We start from the raw sequence: 21,939 nt of genomic DNA, 5'->3' as shown, positions 1-21,939 counted from the left end.
TTTGATGCTCCCCCCGAGACATACATCCTCTGCCGGTCATGTCTGGACACGGTGCTTTTCTGGCCGGCACGTAGGGGTTCTCCCTACAGTCATAGCAGGCTCGGCCCATTAAAATATCGTTAGGGGCGACGCGTCGGCGTCGGTGATAGCGGTTACCGGTCAGGCGGTCATTTGCAAATGGATAGTGGCATAAAAGGAAAGGTGCGCTTGCGCGCCACGTGGTGTGCTGTGCTTATCGCAGGCGCCACACAGCAGGTCTCCGCTCAACAGATCACCGACCCTGCGGCGCAAGAACTCTTGCGCCAGCAAGAACGTGAGCGCGTCTTGCGTGAACAACAGGAAGCGCGGCCGGATGTGCGCCTCGAACGCGCCGCTGACGACGGCACCGAACGCCTGCCCAAGACCGAAGCGCCCTGCTTCTTGATCGAGCGCATCGTGCTCGTTGGTCCCGATGCGGACGACTTTCGCTGGGCCTTGACCTCGGCCAGCACCAAGGATGATCCGGCAACCGGGCGCTGCCTCGGGACCGACGGCATCAATCTGGTGATGAAACGAGTGCAGAACGCGGTGATTGCACGCGGCTATGTCACCACGCGGGTACTGGCGGCACCGCAGGACCTCACCGGCGGCACCCTGACGCTGTCGCTCGTGCCCGGACGTCTGCACACCGCGCGCTTCAGCGCGCCTGACTCAGCGCGGGCCGCGATTGCCAATGCAGTGCCAGCACGTCCTGGTGAGCTGCTCAACCTGCGCGACATCGAGCAAGGTCTGGAAAACTTTCAGCGCGTGCCGACCGTCACCGCAGATATCCAGATTGCACCCGCCGAAGGGAGCGGCACAGGACCGGGCGAAAGCGATCTGGCCATCGCCTGGCAGCAGCGTTCACGCATCCGGGCCAGTCTGAGCCTGGACGATGCCGGCAGCGATGCGACCGGCCAACTGCAGGCCAACGGTACGCTCTCGCTGGACAATCCGCTCGGCCTCAACGAGTTGTTCTACGTCAGTCTCGGCAAAGGCGTGTTCAATGCCGCCGGCAAGGACACCGACAGCTGGACCGTGCACTACGACGTTCCATACGGCTATTGGTTGTTCGGCGCAACTGCAAGTTCCTACGATTACAGCCAAGCCGTTGCCGGTGCCATCGAGACCTACGACTACAGCGGCCGTAGTCGCAATGCAGAAGCGCGCATCGACCGCCTGCTGTTCCGCAACGCGGCCATCAAGTTCGGGGCCTATGGCCGAGGTTGGTGGCGGCAGTCGACCAGCGCAATCGACGACACCGAGATCGAGGTGCAACGGCGGCGCACCGCCGGTTGGGAGCTGGGCCTGAACCATCGCCAGTTTTTCGGCAAGGTCACGTTCGATGCCAGCCTGGCCTATCGGCGCGGTACCGGTGCATTCGACGCCTTGCGCGCCCCGGAAGAACTCGCACACGCGTTCGATCCGTCGATCCCGCTGGAGGGCACCTCACGTATCAAGCTCATCGTGGCCGATGCGCAGGTGGTGATGCCGTTTCAGATCGGCAACCAGCGCCTGCGCTATAGCGCGTCCTGGCGCGCGCAATGGAACCGCACACCGATGGCACCGCAGGATCGCTTCGCGATCGGTGGGCGCTTCACCGTGCGTGGTTTCGATGGCGAGGCGACCTTGAGCGGCGATCGCGGTTGGTCGCTTCGCAATGACCTGGGCCTGGCAGTCGGCGGCGGGCTGGAAGCGTATCTAGGTGCCGATTACGGGCACATCGGCGGTCAATCCACGCGCTTTCAGGCCGGCGATCACCTGGCCGGCATCAGTCTGGGCCTGCGCGGTGGTTGGCAGCATTTCTCGATGGACACCTTCCTAGGGTCCGCACTCGAAAAGCCTGCCAATTTCCCGACCGACTACACCACCGTCGGCTTCAGCCTGTCCTGGCGTTATTAAACATCCACAAGGATTAGTGACATGAATCGCGTCTACCGTCTGGTCTTCAATCGCGCATTGCGCGCCTGGCAAGTGGCGTCGGAGCTGGTACGTGCTCCAGGTGGCAGTACAGGTGCCAGCACTCCTCGCGCGCATCACGCCAGCATCGCACCGCTGCGCTTTGCCATGCTCTGCGCGCTCGGCTGTGTCAGCCTGGTTCACGTCGCGCAGGCGCAGTCGGCTGGGCGCATCGTCGGCGATCCCGCTGCGCCCGGAAGCGAACGCCCGACGGTCATGACCGCGCCCAATGGGGTGCCGCTGGTCAACATCACCACGCCCTCTGCCGCAGGCGTCTCGCGCAACCGCTACTCGCAGTTCGATGTGGGCCGCGAAGGCGCGATTCTCAATAACGCCCGCAGTCAGACCCAGACCCAATTGGGCGGCTGGGTGCAGGGCAATCCGTGGCTGGCCACCGGCGGCGCGCGGGTCATCCTCAACGAGGTCAATGGACCGGCCAGTCGACTCAATGGCTATGTCGAAGTCGCCGGCCAACGCGCCGAGGTCATCATCGCCAATCCCGCCGGCATCCAGGTCGATGGCGGCGGGTTCCTCAACGCCAGCCGGGTGACGCTGACCACCGGCACGCCGCTCCTGTCCAACGGCGCGCTGGAAGGTTATCGGGTCAATGGCGGCGCTATCCAGGTTGCTGGTGCTGGCCTGGATACCAGCGGTGCGGACTACACCGATCTGATCACCCGCTCGCTGCAGGTGAATGCCGGCATCTGGGCCAACCAGCTGCAGGCAAGTCTCGGTAACAATGTGGTCAGTGCAGACCAGTCTCGTGTCACCCCGCAAGCGGCCAGCGGCCCGGCACCCACGTTCGCACTGGATGTTGGCGCACTCGGCGGCATGTTCGCCAACAAGATCTGGCTGGTCGGCAATGAGAATGGCGTCGGCGTGCGCAACGCCGGCATCATCGGCGCGCGCGCCGGCGAGTTGGTGGTCACCGTCGACGGATGGCTTGAAAACACCGGCACATTGCAATCGCAGCAGGACACCCGTGTCGCAGCCACTGCCGGCATCGCCAATGCCGGCACGCTCAGTGCCACGCGCGAGCTGCGTGTCAGCACGGCGGCCGATCTGGACAACCGTGGCGGTACCTTGAATGCGCAGCGGTTGCAGATCGATGCGGCAACGGCACGCAATCAGGGCGGTAGCATCGAGCAGACCGGTCTCCAGGCGCTGGGCGTGACTGCTGGCAGCGTCACCAACCGCGCAGATGGCAGCCTCGGTGCGGTCGCAACTGCACCGACCAGTGGTGGAACGTCACCCGGAACAGGCGGCAACACCGGAAACGGAACGCCCGATAACAACGGTAGCAATGGAGGAAGTGGCACCATCACGACTCCTTCAAACAGCCAGGCTCCAGTAGTCGCACCGCTGGCGGCTGGCGCGCTGACGATCGCAGGTCTTCTGGACAACGATGGCGGCCGCATCAATGCGGGCGGCGATGTGTCGCTGTCGGCAGCCGATGGCCTGGACAACAGCGGCGGCCGGCTTGGCGTGACCGCCCTGAGCGCACGCGGCGATCTGCTCAACCGTGCCGGTACGCTCACTGTCTATGGCGATGCAGATCTGCAGCTGGGCGCACTGGTGAACGATGCCGGCCGCCTCAGCGTAGCAAACGCATTGCGGCTGGAGACGCAGTCGTTGAGCAATCGCAGTGGCGAGTTGCGTCATGGCGGGGTTGGCACGCTGGCCATGCAGGTACGTGGCCTACTGGACAACACGCAAGGCGTGCTCGCCAGCAATGCCGCAGCACTGCAACTCGATGCGCAGAGTGTCGTCAACGCGGCCGGCCACATCGAGCACGCAGGCATGCAAGGGCTGACACTGGCTGCGCAGGACTGGTCCGGCGCCGGTGGCAGTATCGCCACCCTGGGTGCGCTCACCTGGCGCGCGGGTACGGTGGATCATCGCAATGCAGCAGTGAGCACCACGCAACTGACCTTGCAGGCCGACACCTTCGATAATCGCGGCGGCGCACTGCTATCGACCGGGCCGCAGGCCGCCGCGCTGCAGGTTGCCGGCCGTCTGGACAATGGCGATAACGGAAGCATCGGCAGCAATGGCGACCTGGCCCTGCGCGCCGGCACGCTCGGCAATGCAGTCGGCCAGATTCAACACGCCGGCACCGGCCTGCTGAGCATCGCTGCCGACGCGCTGGAAGGACGCGCTGGCCGCCTGATCAGCAACGGCGGGTTGACGGTGACAGGCGGCAACATCGATCTTGCCGCAGGCAGCACCTCTGCACAGCAGATCCGCATCGACGCCGATGCGCTCAGCACGGCCGGCGGCAGCCTCGTCTCTCAGGGCAATCAGGCGTTGCAGTTGAGCGTACGCGATCACCTGGACAACCGTGCCGGCAGCCTTGCAGGCAATGCCGGCGTCACCATCGACGCAGGGTCGTTTGGCAATCAGGGCGGCTCGGTCCTGGCTGCAGGTAGCCAAGCCGCAAGCGTGACCGTGGGCGGCCCCCTGGACAACAGCGCCGGCACGATCTCCGGCAATGCAGCAGTCCTGCTGCAGGCTGGCAGCCTGCTCAATCGCGGCGGAAAGATTCTCGCCGCCAATGGCGCGGCACTGCAGGTGCGTGCAGCCGCACTCTTGGACAACAGCCAGGGTGGCCGCCTCGCGACCAGCGGTGACCTCACCGTCAGCGCATCCACACTGGATAACCGTGCTGGCGCCATCGAGCATGCCGGCAGCGGCACGCTGACCGTGACGGCCGATGCGCTGCAAGGCGCCGGCGGCAAGGTGCTCAGCCTGGGCAACGTGCAGCTACGCGGCGGCGCGCTCGATCTGGGCCCGGGCAGCGCCATGCAGGCGCAGCGCATCGACATCAACGCGGATAGTTTGCGTACCGCCGGCGGCATTCTGAGCGCCACCGGCAACGACGTCATGAATCTGCATGTGACCGGTGCATTGGATAACGACGGCGGCACCATCGCCGGTAATGGCGCTCTCGCGTTGCAAGCAGGCGCCCTCTCCAACCGCACCGGTACGCTCAGTGCCGCCGGCACCGCCGACAGCCGTCTCGATGTCACCGGGCAACTGGACAATACCGGTGGCCGCATCGCCAGCAACGGCGCGACGTTGCACGTTGGCGCAGGCCACCTCATCAACCAGCAAGGCACGCTCAGCCACTCCGGCACGCAAGGCATGGACATCGTCGCCGGCCGTGTGGATGGCAGCAAAGGCACCATCGCCAGCAGCGGTGCTCTGTCCTTGACGGCAACCGATGTCGACCACCGCGAAGCGACCGTCGGCGCCGATCGCGTGGATCTACAGGTGCAAACACTGGACAACCGCGGCGGGCGCATTGTCGCCAGCGGCACCGGCGCCAGCAGTGTCCAGGCCAACGTGCTGAACAACGCAGGCGGCACACTCGCCGGCAATGGCGACCTGTTGCTGAGCAGCACCTTGCTCGACAACACGCTAGGCACCATCCAGCACGCGGGCATCGGGCAGGTGCAGATCGCCGCGCAGACATTCGCCGGCACTGGCGGCAAGATCGTCAGCAACGGCACGCTGCGCGTGACCGGGCAGAACACCGACCTGACCGATGCCAACACCTCGGCACGCACCATCATGGTCGCCACCGGCAACCTCACCACGGCGGGCGGACAACTGTCGGCCAGTGGAGACCAACTGCTCAAACTCGATGTCTCCGGCACGCTGAACAACAGCAGCGGCACCATTGGCGGCAACGGGCTGCTGGCGCTTGGCGCGCAAAATGTCATCAACGCCCAAGGCACGCTGCAGGCTGCCGGTAACGGGCAGTCGTCGCTGACCATTGCGCAGGCGCTGCAGAATCAGCAAGGCAAGATCCTGCTTGGCGGCGACGGCCGCATCGCTGCCGCCAGCGTCAACAATCAGGCCGGCACCTTGCATGCGGCCGGTGGCGTCTTGCAGCTGGACGTGGATGGCGTACTCGACAACCGCACGCAAGGTGTCGTGTCCAGCGCAGGACGGCTTGAGGTGGAGGCCGGCACGCTCGACAACACGGCAGGCACCGTCGTCGCAGGCACCGACCTCACGGTGGTCACCGACACCGCCATCGGCAACACCAATGGCACCATCCAGGCCACCAATGCCTTGCGTCTGGAAAGCACCGGTCTGTCCAACCGCGCCGGCAATATCATCGGCGGTAACGTCGTGGTCGACACGCGCGCACAGCAGCTGGACAACACCAGCGGCACCATTGGCAGCCAAGTCGGCACACTCGAGGTGCGCAGCGGAGCGCTCAATAACGCAGGCGGGCGACTGCAGTCGAAGGCCGCATTGCTGCTGCAGACCAACGGGCAATCCATCACCAACACCGGTTCAGGTGCCAATGGCGGCATCCTGGCGGCTGGACGCCTGCAGGTGGACGGTGGTGCGCTGGACAACCGTGGCGGCGCGGTGTTCGCTCAGGGCGATGCACGCATTGCTGTCAGTAGCGTCGATAACAGCGGCGCAGGTGCGCTGAGTGCAGCGGGCAACCTTGCCCTCACGGCGGCGGCGCTGAACAACGCAGGCGGCCGGGTGCAGGGCGGCCAGGCCGTCGACCTCACGTTGGGGGGGGCGCTCGACAATCAAGCCGGTCTGGTCGCTGCCGGCGGCCTGTTGACCTTGAACGCATCCAGCGTGGACAACCGCAACACGCGCAACAGCGCAAACCCGCTTGGTCTGCAAGCGGGCCAGCTGCAACTGCAAACGCAGGCGCTGGACAACCGTCAGGGACAAGTCGTCACCGATGGCGCAGGCACTCTGCAGGTGACCACTTCGCTCAATAATACCGGCGGGCAGATCTCCTCTGGCGGCAGCCTGGACATGCGTGCCGATGCCGTTGCCAATACCGCCGGGCTGCTGCGCTCGGACGGCAGCCAGCACCTGACCGCGCGCAACCTGAGCGGCGATGGCCAGCTGCAGTCGCAGAGCAACCTCACCCTGACCCTGCGCGAAGGGCTGACCAACACCGGCGAAATGATCGCCAATGGCACCCTCGCCATCTATACCGACGGCGACATCGCCAATCAAGGCATCCTGCGTGCTGGCAACATTGATTTGGCTGCGCGCAACGTCGACAACGCCGTTAGCGGGCAGATCACCAGCCAGGGCACGACCCATATCGTCACCGGCGGCCAGCTGGTCAACCGCGGCCTGATCGACGGTGGCCTCACCCATCTGCAGGCAGCAACGCTGGACAACGTGGGCACCGGGCGCATCTACGGCGACCACGTTGCGATCGCCGCGGGCAACTTGCTCAACCGTGCCGAAACCATCTCCGGCGTCACCCGTGTTGCCACCGTGGCGGCACGCGAGCGCTTGGACCTGGGTGTCGGCCAGCTCAGCAATACCGATCGCGGCTTGATCTACAGCGATGGCGACGCTGCCATCGGTGGCACGCTGGATGGCAATCGCCTGGCCACCGGCATCGCGCGCCAGATCGACAACCTCGGCTCCACCATCGAGGTAGCCGGCGATCTCGATCTACACGCCACCACCATCAACAACATCCGCCAGAACGTCGTGGTCACCCAGACCACCACCACATTGGCACCAGTGCGCCTGGATCAGCCGACCTGGCGCAACAATGGCGCGAACGACACGTCCAATATTCGCTCCACCAGCAACTACGGCGCCACCGAGGTGTACTACCTCAACCCCCAGGATATTCTGGAGGACACACCCTACATCACCCCGGATGGCTACCAGGTGCGGCGCGCGGTCATTCGCGTCACCCCGCAGACCAGCGCGTATTTCTTCGCACGCGGCGGTCTGTATCGAGCCACGGGCGAGCGGTCGCGGTTGAATTCCCAATCAGGCACGCTGACCATTTACTACACCGGCCGCCAGGACAACCAGGCAAATCCAGACCAGGTGACCGTCGGCGCGGACGATCCGTTCCGCGAGTTGTCGCAAATCGAACCCGGCTCACCCGCGTTCCGTTACACAAGCGACACGCTCAACTACTCCAACGCCTATGGCACCTGCACCACCAACTGCGTGCAGTTGATGGCGCAGTTCGCCTATACCGACCCAGATCACATCCTGATGAATCCGCAGGGCACCGGCGGCGGCAGGCTGGGCGACAACGAACGCTATCGCATGGCCACCCGCACCGTGGTCGAAGACGTGTTGCAAGCCGGCGCGGGTCCTGAAGCCGTGATCCATGCCGGCGGTGCAATGCGTATCGGCACCGATGTCTTGCGTAACGAATACGCGCGCATCGCGGCCGGCGGCGACCTGGGCATCAGCGGGCTGACGCGCACTGCCGATGTGACCAACCTGGCCTACACGTTGTTCCGGACGCACAGCTTCAGCAACGTGACCACGGCCTACAACGGCACCACGCGCAGCTGGAGCAACCCGTCGATCTCCGAGCAGATCGGCCAGGTGGGTGGCGCGATTACCAGTGGCGGCACGCTGACCATCGATGTCGGCGACCTGAGCAACCTCAATCAGGGTCGCGATGCGCCCAACGTGCAGGATGGCGCGGCGGTGGCCAACCTCAACCTGCACGGACCACAGACAGCACCAGGCGGTTCCGGTACCGGCAATGTGCGCGGCCCGGGCAGCGTCGCGGCCAATGCGGCCGATCGCGCACTTGCTGCGGTGACATCAACGGCCAGCGGCGGCAGTTCCGGCGCGGTTGGCAACGTCGCCAACAATGGCCCGGTCGGCGGCACACGTGTGGTCACTGCCGCCGGCGGCTCGCCGGATCGGATTGTCATGGGCACACCCGATACACGCGCGCCCACCGGCAGTCTGTTTACCGTCAGGCCATCTGGCGGCACCTATCTGGTCGAAACCGACCCGCAGTTCACCGACTACCGCAGCTGGTTGGGCTCGGACTATCTGCTCAACCAGATGGGCTACTCCGCCGATAGCCTGCAAAAACGTTTAGGCGATGGCTACTACGAGCAGAAGCTGGTGCGCGAGCAGATCGGCCAGCTCACCGGCCGGCGCTTCCTTGAGAGCTATAAGAGCGACGAAGCCCAGTACCAGGCATTGCTGGATGCCGGCGCTACCATCGGTAAGGCCTGGAATCTACGCCCCGGCGTTGCATTGACCGATGCGCAGATGGCCCAGCTCACCAGCGACATCGTCTGGCTGGTGGAGCAGACCGTCACCCTACCCGATGGCACCACCACCACCGCGCTCGTGCCGCAGGTCTATCTACGTTTGCGTCCCGGCGATCTGGAGGCCGGCGGCGCATTGCTGGCTGGCGCCAATGTCGATGTCACCCTGGCCGGTGGCCTGAAGAACACCGGCACCATTGCCGGCCGCCAGCTGGTGTCTATCGACGCCGGCCGCATCGAGCACCTGGGCGGCAGCATCAGCGGCAACCAGGTAGGGCTGCGCTCGGCCAGCGACATCCGCATCGAAGGGGCCACCGTCACCGCCGTGGATGCGCTGAGCGTGCAGGCCGTTGGCGATGTCACCGTCGCCTCCACCGTGGAAACGCTGCAAGGCGACGGCTTCCACCAGTACAGCACCACCCAGCTCGAGCGCGTCGCCGGCCTGTATGTCACCGGCGCCAACGGCAGCGGCGTGTTGTCGGTGGTGGCGGGCCGCGACGTTAATTTGCAGGCCGCGCAGATTCGCAATGCCGGCACCGATGGCGTGACCCAGCTGGTGGCCGGCAACAACCTCAACGTCGGCACGCAGACGCTCTCGCGCAGCACCAACACCACCGCCAACGACCGCAATTTCCAGCGCAGCAGCGAGACTACCCACGTTGGCACCATCATCCAGGGCGCCGGCAACGTGGTGCTGGCGGCAGGCAACGACCTGAATCTAACGGCCGCGCAGGTGGGCGCAGGCAAGGCCATGGCCTTGCAGGCCGGGCGCGACATCAACAGCATCGCGGCCGTGGATAGCAGCTCGCAGGAGCGCAGCACCGTCACCAAGAGCAATTCGCTGGCTGCGTCGAGCATGGACGAGACCGTACGCGGCACCCAGCTCGGTGCCGGCGACAACATCGTCATGCAGGCTGGCCGCGACCTGACGCTGGCGTCCACCGCAGTCGCCAGCCAGACCGGCGGCATCGCCCTGGCGGCAGGCAACGACATCAAGTTGCTGGCTACGCAGGAGCAGCATGATGCGGTGGTGGATAAGGAAACCCGCAAGAAGAGCGCGCTGTCCGGCAAGACTGTCACCACCCACGACGAAACCCACGACAGCCTGGCGGTCACCAGTTCGCTCAGTGGCGAGAGCGTGCGTATCGCCGCCGGCAACGACCTGCTCTCCCAAGGAACGCAGATTGTTGGCACCGGTGATGTGGTGCTGGCAGCGGGCAACAACCTGACCCTTGAGACAGCGCAGAGCACGCACAGCGAGGCGCACGACAAGAAGACGGTCAAGACCGGGCTGTTCGGCAGCGGCGGCATCGGTTTCACTATCGGCAAGCAGACGGTCAAGACCGAGGCCGATATCGACGATGTGAGCCATACCGGCACCACGCTCGGCAGCCTTGAGGGCAACGTCACCCTGGTCGCCGGCAACACACTGGCGATCACCGGTAGCGATGTGATGGCGCTGCAGGGCGACATCACCGCCAAGGCCAAGGACATCGCCATTACCGAAGTGCATGACACCTCGAGCAGCGAGCAGCGGACCGCGTTCAAGCAAGGCGGCTTGTCGGTGACGTTGAGCGCAGCCGCGCTCAATCTAGCCCAAGCGGCGGTCAACAGTGGCGAGGCTGGCAAGAAGGCCGAGGGCGACACGCGTATGCAGGCCCTGGCTGGTGCGTCTGCCGCTTACAGCGCCTACGGTGCAGGCCAAGCCGCCAGTAGCGTCATGAACGCCGACACCGCCAAGGGAGCTGCGCAAGCAGCCAATGTCAGCATCGCGGTCACCGTCGGCGGCAGCCAGAGCGAGAGCGAGACCAAGCAGCGCAGCGCCACCTCCAAGGGCTCCACCCTGCAGGCCGGCGGCAACGTCAACCTGATCGCTACCGGCGGGGGCGAAGACAGCAACATCCTGGTGCGCGGCAGCGACATCAAGGCTGGCAACAACCTGCTGTTGGCTGCGGACAACAACATCACGTTAGAAGCGGCGCAGGACACCTTCGAGCAACACAGCACGAGCAAGAGCAAGAGTGCGGCCGTTGGCGTGGCGATCACCTATGGCGCAGACGGCTTTGCCGCCGGCGTGACCGCCAGTGCCAGCGGATCGCGCGGCAAGGCCGATGGCGAGGACATCACCCAGCGCAACAGCCACCTGTCGGCCGGCAATACCGCCACCCTCATCAGCGGCAACGACACCAACCTGAAAGGCGCGGTGCTCTCGGCCAGCACCGTGCTGGCTGACATCGGCGGCGACCTCAACATCGAGAGCCTGCAGGACACCAGCACCTACGCCAGCAAGGACAAGGCGGTGGGTGGCAGCGTGACCTTCGGGGTGGGCTTCAGTGCCAGCGCCAGCTACAGCAGCAACAAGGTCAACGGCGACTTCGCCAGCGTCACCGAGCAAAGCGGCATCCAGGCCGGCGATGGCGGCTTCAACATCCGCGTGGGCGGCAACACCGACCTGAAGGGCGGCGTGATCGCCAGCACCCAGGCGGCGGTGGATGCCGGCGTCAATCGCCTACAGACCGGCACGCTGACGGTGAGCGACATTACCAACACCAGCAGCTACGAAGCCAAGGGCATCAGCCTCTCGGGTGGATACGCTGCCGGCGGTAGCAAGGACGGAGCCAAAACCGAGACTCAAACGTCACCAACGACCAACAACGGCAGCAACTGGTCCTGGCAAAACCAGGGCAGCGGCGCGCAAGGTGCGGCCGCCGGCTACTCCAGCAAGAGCGGCAGCGAGACTTCGCTCACCACCAGCGGCATCAGCGGCGGCACGCTGGTCATCACCGACCAGGCCGGCCAGCAGGCCAAGACCGGCCAGAGCGTCAGCGATGTGCTGGTGGCACTCAACCGCGATGTGCTCACTGGCGATAGCGCCAACGGCCTGGTGAAGGGCTGGGACGGGCAGAAGCTGCAACAACAAGTCAGTGCCGGGGCGGAGATCACGGCGACGTTTGGGCAGCAGGCCAGTAAGTTCGTGGGTGATTACGCCACCACCAAAGCCAATCAACTGCGCCTGCAGGGCAAGGAAGAGGAAGCGGCCAAATGGGACGAAGGCGGGGAGTACCGTGTGGCCGCGCACACGGCGATCGGCCTGCTGGGCGGCGGCGTGCAAGGTGCGCTGGGCTCAGCCACGGCCGCGACGGCCGCGCCCATGCTCAACGAACTGACCAAGAACCTGCCCGATGGCGTGCGTGAAGCGGTGGGTGCGGGTCTTGCGGCAGGGCTGGGTGCTGTGGTAATCCCCCCCACAGGTTAGCTGACGCCAGAAGTGGAATTTTCTCGTACCCTTTTCCGAGGAGGTTCCATGAAGACATCCCGCTTCACCGACAGCCAGATCATTGCCGTCCTCAAGCAGGCCGAGGCCGGCACGCCCGTGCCGGAGTTGTGCCGGGAACACGGCATCAGCTCGGCGACGTTCTACAAGTGGCGCAGCAAGTTCGGCGGCATGGACGCATCGCTGATGTCCCAGCTCAGGGAGCTGCAGGACGAGAACCGGCGCCTGAAGAAGATGTACGCCGATGCCCAGCTCAGCGCCGACCTGCTGAAGGAGGCGATGGCAAAAAAATGGTGAGGCCATCTCAACGCCGGGAGATGGCCCGATGGGCCGTAGATGGTGGCCACACGAACATCCGGCATGCCTGCCGGACCTTTGCGGTGAGCGAGACCTGCTTTCGCTATCAAGCCAAGGCCAGCGAGGAGAACGCCCGGATTGCCGATTGGCTGGTGCGGTTGACCACAACCTATCGTGATTGGGGGTTCGGCCTGTGCTTTCTGCACCTGCGCAACGTGAAGGGCTTTGGCTGGAATCACAAGCGGGTGTACCGCATCTATCGGGAGCTGGAGTTGAACCTGCGGATCAAGCCGAAGAAGCGGCTGGTGCGCGAGCGGCCAGAGCCGTTGGCGGTGCCGGAGACGATCAACCAGGTCTGGTCGATGGATTTCATGCACGACCAGCTGGCCGACGGCCGCAGCTTCCGGTTGTTCAATGTGCTCGATGACTTCAACCGTGAGGGTCTGGGCATCGAGGTCGACTTATCGCTGCCATCGGCCCGGGTGATCCGCTCGTTGGAACAGATCATTGACTGGCGCGGCAAGCCAAACGCCATTCGCTGCGACAACGGCCCGGAGTACATCAGCGGCGCGCTGCTAGCTTGGGCACAGCAGCGCGGGATTCGGATCGAGCACATCCAGCCAGGCAAGCCGCAGCAGAATGCCTATGTCGAACGTTACAACCGCACCGTCCGCTACGCCTGGCTGGCCACAACGTTGTTCGACACCATCGAGCAGGTTCAGGACAAGGCCACGCGCTGGCTATGGACGTACAACCATGAGCGCCCCAACATGGCGCTCGGCGGTATCACGCCAGCAATGAAATTGGCGATGGCCGCCTAGCTCCACTTTTGGCGAACGCTCAAAGCGGGGGGATTACCCCTGAAAGGCGCGATGCTCTCGGCCAACACCGTGCTGGCTGACATCGGCGGCGATCTCAACATCGAGAGCGTGCAGGACACCAGCACCTACGCCAGCAAGGACAAGGCGGTGGGCGGCAGCGTAACCTTCGGGGTGGGCTTCAGTGCCAGCGCCAGCTACAGCAGCAACAAGGTCAACGGTGACTTCGCCAGCGTCACCGAGCAAAGCGGGATCCAGGCCGGCAACGGCGGCTTCAACATCCGCGTAGGCGGCAACACCGACCTGAAGGGTGGCGTGATCGCCAGCACCCGGGCGGCGCTGGATGCCGGCGCCAATCGTCTGCAGACCGGCACGCTGACGGTGAGCGACATCACCAACACCAGCAACTATGAGGCCAAGGGCATCAGTCTCTCGGGCGGCTACGCTGCCGGTGGCAGCGACCGCAAGGACGGCGCGAAGACCGACACCCAACTGGAGCCCATGACCAACCAGGGCAGCAGCTGGTGATGGCAGAGCCAGGGCAGCGGTGCGCAAGGTGCAAGTGCGGGCTTATCCAGCAAGAGCGGCAGCCAGACTCGCTCACCACCAGTGGCATCTTGAGCTGGTTTTTCACTGATCGCTATATGGCCTGCCTCAAGGCAACCACATCACACGCAGCTCACTTCGTAAGCTCCCCAGCCTGACGTAAGCTCCCCCGTCAAGCAGACAGTCCAAAAGTAGACCTTCTGGCGTGTTGGTTGCGGTACTCGGTCGGCGTTAGGCCGCCGAGCGCGTCATGGGGCCGCTGTTCGTTGTAATCGATCATCCACCAATGGGTAGCTTCGCGGATATCGTCGAGGCGGGTGAAGAGGTGCTGGTCGAGCACTTCTTCCCGGAAGGTGCGGTTGAAACGTTCGATGAAGGCGTTCTGGTTCGGCTTGCCGGGCTGGATGTACTGGATCGCCACGCCATTGACCTTCAGCCAGCTGGTAAATGCGTCGCCCAGAAACTCTGGTCCGTTGTCGGAACGCACGACCTGCGGCAGGCCATGATCGTGCTTGATCTGCTCGAACACGCGCACCAGACGATGCGAGTTGATCGACGTATCCACCTCGATGTGGAGCACCTCGCGGTTGAAGTCGTCGACCACGTTGAAGGTGCGGAAGCGTCGGCCGCACGCCAGAGCGTCGCTCATGAAGTCGACCGACCAGACGGTATCAGGCAACCTTGGGACATACAGCGCGACACGCTCGCGCTTGGGAAGCCGCCGCTTCGCAGCGCGGCGCAGGTTGAGCCGCATGGCCTTGTACACGCGATAGATTCGCTTCGGGTTCCAGTCAGGTCGCGTCCTGCGCAGTACGTCGCTGCATTTCCAAAAGCCGCGACTGGGGCGGTCTTCGACGACACGTGCGATCGCCGCGATCAACTCGGCATCGCGTACTGTCCAGTCGAGCGGTGGCGCATACCACGCCGCACGTGCAAGCCCGACGCATGCACAGGACCGACGCAGCGGCCGCGCGTGTACCTCGATCAGGTACCGCACGGCCTCGCGCTTGCGCGCCGGCCCTAGAGTTTTTTTGCGATGAGATCCTTCATGGCCGCATTGTCGAGCGCCAACTCGGCGTACATCCGCTTGAGCTTGGCGTTCTCCGACTCAAGCTCCTTGACCCGCCGCAGCTCCGAAGCCTCCAGGCCTCCGTACTTACTCTTCCACTGGTAGTACGTCGCTGTGCTGATACCAACCTGGCGACAGACGTCCTTGACCGGCACGCCGGCGTCGGCCTGCTTGAGCGTCGCGACGATCTGCGTCTCGGTGAACTTTGAGGTGCGCATAGAACCTCCTGGCTGAGGTAACGATGCCAGAAATATCCACTTATGCGGTGTCTGTCAGGCTGGGGAGCTTACGCTTCCATCGCACGCAACATGGGACTCACCCGGCAGGCAGTGCAGCGCATCGTCGATGTGCTTGCCGAACATGGACTGGTCGAGTTCCAGCCGAATCCGCACCATCTGCGCGCCAAGCTCGTTGTCCTGACACGCGCAGGCATGAAGGCCGTCAACGGCGCTGAAAACGCCGTGGCCCCCGTCGATCAAGCAATTGCGGAAAAGGTCGGCATCGATCGCATCCGCGATGCCGTCCGCACGCTTGAGCAGATGAGCGCTGTCATCTCGGAGTATCTGGGTGATGCGCCCAGCACTTCCAGTTCCATCGTCAAACTGCAGGAGTAATGCAATCATGATTCTGGTCTCAGGTGCCACGGGTGGTATCGGCGGCGAACTGTGCAGGCTCTTACAGGAAGCCGCCACGCCGTTTCGCGCGATGTGCCGCAAGCAGGAGCAAGTGGAGAATCTGCAGCGCAAGGGCATGGACGCCGTGTTGGGCGACTTCGACACGCCGGACACACTGCAAAACGCGATGCAGGGTTGCGACACGTTGTTTCTCATCACCCCGCCCACACCCGATCAGGTGGCCCAGGAAACCGCCGCCATCGATGCGGCTAAGCGTGCCGGCATCGGCCGGATCGTGAAAGTGTCGGCATCCGACTGCAACGTGCGCTCACCGGTGCCGTGGGCGAAATCGCATGCGCTGATCGACCACCACCTGCGTGCGTCAGGCATCGCGTGGACCATCCTCAAGCCCACCGCATACATGCAGAACTTCCTGTGGTTCAAGGATCCGATCGCCAAGGGCGTGTTCCCAATGGCCGCCGGCCGCGGCAGCGTGTCGTGGATCGACCTACGCGACATCGCGCGCGTGGCCGCGACGGTGTTGACCGAGCAAGGCCACGCAGGCGCAACCTATTTCCTCACCGGACCGGAGACGCTCGATATGAGCGATGCAACCTCGCGCCTTTCGAAAGGCATCGGGCGCAAGGTGCGCTATCTAGACCTGCCCACACCGGTCTTCCGCGTGCTGATGCGTGCGACCGGCAACTCACCCTGGATGGCCAAGGGCCTGACCGTGCAATTCGCACACGTGGTGGCAGGCCATCACGACATCGATCCCACCTTCGAGATCGAGCGGCTGACCGGTAAGCGGCCGCGCACTTTCGATGATTTTGTTCGCGATCATCGGCAGGCGTTTGTGGGTTAGTCGTTAGGAGACCGCTGGGAACGAGTTGGGTGGCTTATGAAGTGAACCTGACCCCGTCGCCCCCGCTGACTACCAGCTCACCGTTACGTAGGCAGATGTGATTTTTGCTGCCGATGGTCAAGCCAAGTTATTCCAGCGAGCGTCCGCGTAGCGGCAAGATGGAGCGTGATGAGAGATGATGAGATGCCTATCTTACTGCCGTACGATCCATCACAGTCCGGCTACTTGAACTGCTGTTCGTACGCGGCAACGTGCTGAGGAAATAGCTCAGCGTACAGCGGATATCCAATTCCGAGCACAGCGACCTCTAAGCCTTCTGCTCCGAAATCCGCAGAACAGTCGGTGATGCCAACTGCTAGGCACTCGATCACTCGCCCGTCGCTGGCGATTCGTACAGCAAAGTCCATGCCCTCCACTTCTCTTCCCTCTCGTTGGATGATGGCCGGCTGCACGGTCTCATAGGCGGCTATTGGGAAAAATCTACCGAACGCAACGCCCATAGGAGGATCGCCTGATTCAAAGGCGGTATGCCCGATCAGCACAGAGTTTGCGAGGATATCGAAGCGATGCATGTTGTGCGGCCTCACATTGAACCTAAATTGCACATCGAAGCATCGAGAACTTGAATAGCATCAATGTCTTAACGTATCCAATTTACAGCTTCACCGACATAGCAGTTTCCCCGCAGAACCAGATACCCACCAGTCACATCGGTCGCAAACTCGTGCACCGTGTCCCCGGGCTGCATTGCGCGCTTCAGCGCAGCTGACTCCAAGCCATGCGTAGCCATCGCCGCAGCTGCCGCTTGAGGAGCAAGAGCATCGCCCATTTTCTTTAGGTTTGCGGGTAGCTGTGCACAGGTAACAGGCGGTACTCGTGGTGGCCTTCCACTAGCAAACAGCATGCAATCCGCAAGCACCCCGGTGAGTGCGATGGACCAGATCAGGATGCGAGCCGCGTTTCGTTTGGCAGTCATAGTTATCTAGGATAGTCCTGAATTGGTGGACAGAGCCTTTGCCTAATGCTTTTTTTGCGGGAGATCGCTCAGCACTCGCGGCATTACCGCGCACCATCAGTCCTCATAGAGCCCTTGCCGGCGGCCAATTACTGTAGTGCTAACGGCGATAACGGGGTCAGGTTAATTTTTTAGGTGAACCCGGCACCCTTTCTTTTACGTTTTAGATAATCGCAGCGTCTGCCACGCTCACTGGGAGCACAGCCACCTGAGCGAGCAAAACAGGGCAGACTGTGCCCCCGGTGCGCCCTGTGCACGAACATACAACGCTACTGCGTTCACCTCCCACTGATCGAGGCGTGGGAGCTCAATGGCGCATAAAGGTGCGTGTGTTGTGTTGTGCGATGTCCATAACAGGGGGGTGGCAGAAGCGAAATCCTGGGTCAGCGGGCAACCCCGTCAAGGTGTGTAGCCCCACTGCCCGATGATGGCTTCCAGCGTGGCTTGATTCACCGGCACCACACCTGGACATGTCATCAGATATGTCCGACGCGCCGCCGCTGTGGCCCCCGAATCGAAGTGCGGGTCCCATATCTGGATGGCGTGGAAGGCTGCGATCGGCGCTGCGCATTCGGCGCTCGGTTTGCCGAAGCCGGACACGGCGGCCATGCAGAGAAAAACCGAGCAAGGGTCCGCCGCCTGGGCGTTAGCTGGGGCGCCCAGGCCAAGGCCAAAAGCCGCAGCCAGTGCAAAAGTGGCGCCAATGGAACGTAGCTTCATGATGAATACCTCCCTGGTAATGGTTGAAATGACATGAGTGTCTCTGGGCGAATTGCGCTAGGCGTGGCTCAACGAGACAGCTCTCGACACCGCTTGCTATGGCGTCGGCTGGTCACCTGGTTTTCCGTCTTCGCCAGAATGGCGGTGGTCAGGGTAGCATGCCGACCGCGCGCGGTGTGAGGGTTTGGCACGGCCGGCTAGCCGCAAAGCGAAGGGACGCTAGGCGCTAATCCAGTCCAGTGGGGGCGGAGGATAAATGCCTGCTCATCCATCGCACATTCTGTGAATGCGCCGCCGCCACAGTGGCCTTTCCCATCAATGGCACACCGTAGCGTTGCGGGTGCGCTGCCGTCGCGGCGGTCTGTCACCGTCATGGCGACTGTTTCATATTTGAGTGCTGAAGCTGCAATGGATTGCATGCGTGATTTTCCCCGTCATCACGATGTCTACGAGGAACTCTGAAATTCCTCTGCGGTTACCTGGCTCCGTGTAATGCGTCATCGAGCGCGATGGGGATGTGCACATCGCCGCGACGACACTCGGGTTTGGTACATGCGTTGTCGCAGGCGAGCAACTTCCTACTATCGACCGTTTTAGCGAACCTCTTTCCTGGCAGCCAAACGAGCGGCTTGTAACTGAGCTCGTGCACAGGCTGTCGGTCCGCGATCAGCGAGAAGCCTCATAGATTGCTGTACTTACGATCATCCCGGCGATGCCGGCGGCCGCCATGAAAAATCCCCTCCGGTCCCAAGTCGAACGAAACGGCCGCTTCTCGGGCGCGACAAGAAACGCGCCCCAGCGTATCAATCCACCGGCGCCGAGCAAGAAACCGGCAATCAGCATGCAAAAAATGTAGACGAATTTCATGGCGAGTAGGCCGAGTGGATTAATGGATCAGGTTTATAAGCCTGACCCCATTCTTACATGAGCAACGAGCGGGCGTAGCAGGCGGTCGAGGTGGTCTAGCGTGAGATGCGATACAACAGCTGGCGACTCAATCTGTGTGCTCCTCTGCGCGGCGAGAGGTGAGCGAGCCCGGCGTGACGATCGGCGCGTTGGGCCCGGCCGCAGGTTTGTCGGGATATCGACTGCTGGGAAGAGCACAGCGCTGATATGGACGTGAGAGTGCCGCCGTACCGATGCGTCCCGCGGAAGATACCCTTGAGCCCTTATCTCAAGAAGTAAACCCGACCCCGTTTCTCCGTTTCTCCGTTTCCACATAAAATTGAAACAGTGTGAGCTCTCAAGTCGAACAGGCCGTAGGACGTGGAACCCAAGAAAATTTTAATCAAATTTCCAGTTTTTTCTAACACCAAAGTTAAGGCGCATTGGATCAGCGTGTGGAGCAAACGGCAAGTTCTTTCCGCCATTTGAACCGTGCGCCGATGTAATGTAGGCAGCCAAAAACGGAGTCAGATTGGACTTTCAAGCCAACCTGACTCCGTTCTTAAAGCATCCCTCATGGGCGCACTTCTTCAAATCGTGGCGCACCAGTGTAATCTCGCAGGGGGCCACGTGGGGAAACCTTAGGCCCAGCTTGGATTTTTGATGATTAGCACAGCTAGTGGCAAACCTGGGTGGTGACCTCTGTTCAGTAGCTACCCGTGCAATTCCAGACGTTTTGGGCGTCTGTAGATCGATGGACGCATAAGTTACTGCCTGGGCCAAAATACTTGATTATCAACTCGTAATTATCAGGCGAATTTGAGACAAAAAATAACTTTATATTTGCGGAATCAACATCCGTCATGATTTCCTTATAATTGCCAAGCTCATCAATCGACTTGGGATAAGCAGCCCTTTCAATACGATAAGCTTCGATTGAACGAACTATAGCATTACCGACCTCCTTCGTCTTCTTGGCTTTCATACCTTGGCCAGGAGCAGCACAAGCAGACAAGGAGATCATAAGAATGATTACCAGCCTTAAGTTATTAGCAATCATTGCCCCATGCACCCATTTTGCACCTCGTTTTGCAAAGCATTCCAAATTTCCCCGGCTAAGCTACTTGAGTCGCTAGCAAGGTACGAATCTTCCCATAACCCTAGGCGGCAAACCAAATGTGTCCATGAGTTCTAACGCCTAAACTAAGCCGACCGGCGAAGCCAGTTCGACTTGAATGAATTGTTAGACTGCGCCCTTTGAAAGCTGCTCAAAAACGTTTGATAGCTCTTTAGCTGTTGAAAGCTCGACCCGAAGCTCAGATCGCAATTTAAATAGCCAGACGATAAAAAATACACAGATTGCCGCTGCGCCCCAATTTGCTTTATCCAAGAACTGACCAGCAAGAATAAAGAGAGGCACGCAAATTGCGAGAAATGTGTGCATGTAATTTAAGAAGTCGATCTTAGCATTGATCATCTCGGAACGATTCTTTACAGCAAGGATAAGACTTGTCCACCGAGCAGGCGTAATAGTGGCGTTGCGCAGTTTGGCAACGCCTTGCGCGTCCAATAGATACGCTCTGTAGAACTCTTCATCCTGCGCAATAAAGTCAAGCTCCGAGAGCTTTGAATTGCCTTTTTTGCGCTTGAATAAGTACTGAGAATTCAGATGTTCGGCACGCACTTGCTTATATCGATCAATGAAATCTCTAATTGGATCGTGCATATCCCGAAAACTCCCTTAGCAATCTAAGGAAACTCTGAACAATCCATCGTGATCTGCCACAATCGATCAACGACCCGAGTAGACGATTTCGATGCAGCTGACCTTCGGCGACGCGGAGTACAACGGCAAGCGCAAGCGGACGCGGCGTGAGGTGTTCTTGGCCGAGATGGACCAGGTCGTGCCGTGGAAGGACCTGCTGGCGCTGATCGAGCCGCACTACCCGAAGTCGGGGCAGCCGGGGCGACAGCCGTATCGGCTGGAGACCATGCTGCGCATCCACTTTTTGCAGCAGTGGTATGCACTGAGCGATCCATCGGCGGAAGAAGCGCTGTACGACACGGTGTCGATGCGCCGTTTCGCCAAGATCGGCGGGCTGGATGAGGTGCCGGACGAGACGACGATTCTCAACTTCCGCCATCTGTTGGAGCAGCACGATTTGGCGCGCAAGCTGTTCAATCGGGTCAACGCGCACCTGTCGCGCAAGGGGCAGAGCTTGCGCGGCGGGACGATCGTGGACGCCACGATCATCGCTGCGCCCAGCTCGACCAAGAACAAGGATGGCGAGCGCGATCCGGAGATGCACCAAACCAAGAAGGGCAACCAGTACTACTTCGGGATGAAGGCGCACATCGGGGTGGACGATGACTCCGGGCTGGTGCACCACGTGGAGTGCACGGCGGCCAACGTGGCCGATATCACACAAGCGCACAAGCTGCTGCACGGCAAGGAGGACACGCTGTGCGCGGACAGCGGCTACACCGGGCTTGAGAAACGCGAGGAGATGAAGCGCAAGCGCAAACTGCGCTACCTGATCGCGGAGAAGCCCTCGAAGCTGAAGCAGATTAAGAACAAGCGCGAACTGAAGTTGGCCAAGCGCTGGGAGCACACAAAAGCCAGCCTGCGTGCAAAGGTGGAACACCCGTTTCGGGTGATCAAGCGCCAGTTTGGCTACGTCAAGGTGCGCTATCGCGGTTTGGCGAAGAACACCGCACAGATGCTGATGCTGTGTGCGCTGTCGAATCTGTGGCTGAAGCGCAAAGAGTTCATTACCGCCGCGGGGTAGGTGCGCCCGTAATCGGGACGA

At 62.1% G+C, this 21,939-nt stretch carries 12 protein-coding genes and 1 pseudogene; 7 read left to right on the top strand and 6 right to left on the bottom strand.

Annotated elements, in window-relative coordinates; translation table 11 throughout:
• Positions 1-177 precede the first annotated feature (177 nt).
• From ACCQ03_RS00275 to ACCQ03_RS00260, 4 genes are all read left to right on the top strand, one after another.
• The gene (locus ACCQ03_RS00275) at positions 178-1,920 is read left to right on the top strand and encodes a ShlB/FhaC/HecB family hemolysin secretion/activation protein (RefSeq protein WP_057678726.1); all 1,743 of its coding nucleotides are present in this window, start codon (positions 178-180) and stop codon (positions 1,918-1,920) included.
• A gap of 21 nt (positions 1,921-1,941) precedes the next feature.
• Complete coding sequence (locus ACCQ03_RS00270; protein ID WP_209227427.1) at positions 1,942-12,282, top strand: hemagglutinin repeat-containing protein; 10,341 nt, start codon at positions 1,942-1,944, stop codon at positions 12,280-12,282.
• Positions 12,283-12,330: 48 nt separating this feature from the next.
• A protein-coding gene (locus ACCQ03_RS00265) for an IS3-like element ISXcd1 family transposase (RefSeq protein ID WP_223842567.1) occupies positions 12,331-13,418 on the top strand; the annotation gives its coding sequence in 2 pieces (ribosomal slippage) (positions 12,331-12,583 and positions 12,583-13,418; 1,089 coding nt in all).
• 51 nt (positions 13,419-13,469) lie between these two features.
• Positions 13,470-13,943 carry a hemagglutinin repeat-containing protein gene (locus ACCQ03_RS00260; protein WP_244664311.1) on the top strand — a complete coding sequence of 158 codons (474 nt, stop codon included), beginning with the start codon at positions 13,470-13,472 and terminating at the stop codon, positions 13,941-13,943.
• Between the two features lie 190 nt (positions 13,944-14,133).
• Here ACCQ03_RS00260 and ACCQ03_RS00255 read toward each other — a convergent pair.
• Positions 14,134-15,248, bottom strand: a protein-coding gene (locus ACCQ03_RS00255; protein WP_170922305.1) for an IS3 family transposase whose coding sequence is annotated in 2 segments (ribosomal slippage) — positions 14,134-14,996 and positions 14,996-15,248 — 1,116 coding nt in all. Because the reading frame shifts where the segments join, the coding sequence is not laid out codon by codon here.
• 72 nt (positions 15,249-15,320) lie between these two features.
• Here ACCQ03_RS00255 and ACCQ03_RS00250 point away from each other — a divergent pair.
• Positions 15,321-15,644 (top strand): annotated as a pseudogene (locus ACCQ03_RS00250) (MarR family winged helix-turn-helix transcriptional regulator); the annotation flags it as partial.
• A gap of 7 nt (positions 15,645-15,651) precedes the next feature.
• On the top strand, positions 15,652-16,509 hold the full coding sequence (locus ACCQ03_RS00245) for an SDR family oxidoreductase (RefSeq protein ID WP_209227963.1): 858 nt from the start codon (positions 15,652-15,654) through the stop codon (positions 16,507-16,509).
• 221 nt (positions 16,510-16,730) lie between these two features.
• Here the strand turns inward: ACCQ03_RS00245 and ACCQ03_RS00240 are convergent, their stop codons facing one another.
• The 5 genes from ACCQ03_RS00240 to ACCQ03_RS00220 form a co-directional block, all read right to left on the bottom strand.
• Positions 16,731-17,081, bottom strand: a complete 351-nt coding sequence (locus ACCQ03_RS00240; RefSeq protein WP_209227962.1) for a hypothetical protein — start codon at positions 17,079-17,081, stop codon at positions 16,731-16,733.
• A gap of 842 nt (positions 17,082-17,923) precedes the next feature.
• Positions 17,924-18,244, bottom strand: coding sequence for a hypothetical protein (locus tag ACCQ03_RS00235; RefSeq protein ID WP_057679209.1), 321 nt, complete (start codon positions 18,242-18,244; stop codon positions 17,924-17,926).
• A 666-nt stretch (positions 18,245-18,910) separates the two neighbouring features.
• Positions 18,911-19,111 (bottom strand): hypothetical protein, encoded by a 201-nt coding sequence (locus ACCQ03_RS00230; protein WP_057679210.1) that lies wholly within the window; start codon positions 19,109-19,111, stop codon positions 18,911-18,913.
• A gap of 724 nt (positions 19,112-19,835) precedes the next feature.
• A complete protein-coding gene (locus ACCQ03_RS00225) occupies positions 19,836-20,189 on the bottom strand; it encodes a hypothetical protein (protein ID WP_150147484.1) in 354 nt (117 codons plus the stop codon).
• Between the two features lie 183 nt (positions 20,190-20,372).
• Complete coding sequence (locus ACCQ03_RS00220) at positions 20,373-20,855, bottom strand: hypothetical protein (RefSeq protein WP_150147487.1); 483 nt, start codon at positions 20,853-20,855, stop codon at positions 20,373-20,375.
• Between the two features lie 91 nt (positions 20,856-20,946).
• Here ACCQ03_RS00220 and ACCQ03_RS00215 point away from each other — a divergent pair, with 91 nt between their 5' ends.
• Positions 20,947-21,918, top strand: coding sequence for an IS5 family transposase (locus ACCQ03_RS00215; RefSeq protein WP_372359820.1), 972 nt, complete (start codon positions 20,947-20,949; stop codon positions 21,916-21,918).
• Positions 21,919-21,939: the final 21 nt, after the last annotated feature.

It is taken from the genome of Xanthomonas sp. NCPPB 3569 (assembly GCF_041475645.2).
GTDB classification, from domain to species: domain Bacteria; phylum Pseudomonadota; class Gammaproteobacteria; order Xanthomonadales; family Xanthomonadaceae; genus Xanthomonas; species Xanthomonas phaseoli.
This window is presented reverse-complemented; position numbering and strand designations above follow the sequence as displayed.